Source organism: Paenibacillus oenotherae (genome assembly GCF_019443105.1).
Taxonomy (GTDB): domain Bacteria; phylum Bacillota; class Bacilli; order Paenibacillales; family Paenibacillaceae; genus Paenibacillus_Z; species Paenibacillus_Z oenotherae.
Genome location: NZ_JAHZIJ010000044.1, coordinates 1 through 2,377 on the forward strand (window position 1 = coordinate 1; position 2,377 = coordinate 2,377).

General features: G+C 61.9%; 1 protein-coding gene. It reads left to right on the plus strand.

From position 1 onward, the window contains the following. Window positions 1–2,377 (plus strand): non-ribosomal peptide synthetase (locus tag K0T92_RS24380; protein WP_219875231.1); only part of this gene is annotated, 2,377 nt, incomplete at both ends.

Below are 2,377 nucleotides of genomic sequence, written 5' to 3' on the forward strand. Positions count from 1 at the left end.
GTGAAGCTGGCGGAGGAAGGCAAGCGTCTGTTCATGTACGATATGCACCATATCGTATCAGACGGAGTCTCGATGCAAGTGCTGGTGGAAGAATTCGCGCGGCTGTACGGCGGCGAGGAGCTGCCTGCGCTGCGGATCCAATACAAGGACTACGCAGTCTGGCAGCGGGAGCGGCTGAGCGGGGAAGAGCTGAAGCGTCAGGAAACATACTGGCTGGAGCGGTTCGGAGGCGAACTGCCGGTGCTGGAGCTGCCGACGGATGATGCGCGTCCGGCCGTGCAGCGGTTCGAAGGCGAGTCGATCGGCTTCGATCTGCCGCTGGAAGTGGAGGCGCGCGTGCGTCAGATCGCTTCGCAGACGGGCGCAACGCTGTACATGGTGCTGCTGGCGGCGTATGCGACGCTGCTGTCGAAGTATAGCGGGCAGGAGGATATCGTCATTGGAACGCCGGTGGCGGGCCGCCCGCATGCGGACTTGGAGCAGGTTATCGGCATGTTCGTCGGGACACTGGCGCTGCGTAACGAAGTGAAGAAGGAAGCGACGTTCCTGGAACAGGTGGCGGAAGTGAAGCGTCGGACGCTGGAAGCGTTCGAGCATGCGGACTACCCGCTGGAGGAACTGGTGGAGAAGCTGGAGTTGGAGCGGGATATGAGCCGCAATCCGCTGTTCGATACGATGTTCGCGATGCAGAACATGACGGAGGCGGAAGCTTCTTACGGGGGCGGTCTGAAGATGACGCCGTACGGAGGAGGCCAGGAAGCGGCGAAGTTCGATCTGGCGCTGCAAGCGTCGGAGATGGAAGGACGGTTAGTGTTCCAACTGCAATACCGGACGTCGTTGTACAGGCGAGCGAGCATGGAGCGACTGGCGGGTCACTTCGTGCAGCTGCTGACGGAGGCGACGTCAAAGCCGGAGGAGCGGATCGGGGAGCTGTCGCTGCTGTCAGAGGAAGAGCGCGAGCGACTGGCGGCGTTCAACGGGACGGAAGCGCCGTATCCGAAGGAGAAGACGATTCACAGCCTGTTCGAGGAGCAAGTAAAGCGAGCGCCGGAGCGTACAGCGCTGGTGTACGGAGAGGAGCGTCTGAGCTACGCAGAGCTGAATGCCCGTTCGAATCGTCTTGCGCGGAAGCTGCGGGAGCAGGGAGTCGGACCGGATGAGCTGGTGGGCATCGCGGCGGAGCGGTCGACGGAAATGATCGTGGCGATCTTGGGGGTGCTGAAGGCGGGAGGCGCGTATGTGCCGATCGACCCGAGCTACCCGGAGGAGCGCATCCGCTACACGCTGGCAGATGCAGGAGTGAAGCTGGTGCTGGGGCAGGCGGATGTGGCGGAGAAGTTGGCGGGCATAACGGAATCGTTGCTGGTGCTGGAGCGCGGGCTGCTGGAAGAAGGAGACGGAAGTGACCTGCCGGAGGCGGCGGGAGCAGAGCATCTGGCGTACGTGATCTACACGTCGGGCTCGACGGGCCGTCCGAAAGGGGTGCTGATTGAGCACCGGTCGCTGGTGAACTTGAGCGAGTGGCATCGGCAGTTCTACCGTGTGACGGAAGAGGATGTAGCGGCGACATACGCCTCGTTCGCCTTCGACGCATCGGTGTGGGAGCTGTTCCCGTATTTGATCGCGGGGGCGAGCGTGTGCATCGTGCCGGAAGAGATCCGTCTGGAAATGAAGGAACTGACCGAATTTTACCGGAAGCGCGCGATTACGATCGCGTGGCTGCCGCCGCAAATGTACGAGCAGCTGCTGGAGGAGGAAGCGCCCTCGAAGCTGAGACTGCTGCTGACGGGAGCGGACAAGGTGAAAGGGTACAAGCCGGTGCCGTACGAAGTATGGAACACGTACGGACCGACGGAGAGCACGGTTATCTGTACGGCGTACCGGATCGAAGGGGAGTCAGGGAACATTCCGATCGGGAAGCCGTTGTCCAATACGCGGCTGTATGTCATGGATGATCGGCTCAGGGAGCAGCCGATCGGGGTAGCCGGAGAGCTGTGCATCGCGGGAGCGGGCTTGGCGCGCGGCTACCTGAACCGCCCGGAACTGACGGAAGAGAAGTTTGTGCAGCATCCGAACGGAGAGCGGCTGTACCGGACGGGAGATTTGGCGAGATGGCTGCCGGACGGCAACCTGGACTATTTGGGCCGGATCGACGAGCAGGTGAAAATCCGGGGCTACCGGATCGAGCTGGGCGAGATCGAGGCGGTTCTGCAGCGACACGAGCAGGTGAAGGAAGCGGTAGTGATTGCGCGTCAGGATAAGGGAGCGGATTCCTATCTGTGCGCGTATGTGGTTGGTCACGGCAAGCTGGAAGCAGCGGAGCTTCGCCGATATGTGGGAAGCCAACTGCCAAGCTACATGGTGCCGGCGTTCTTCG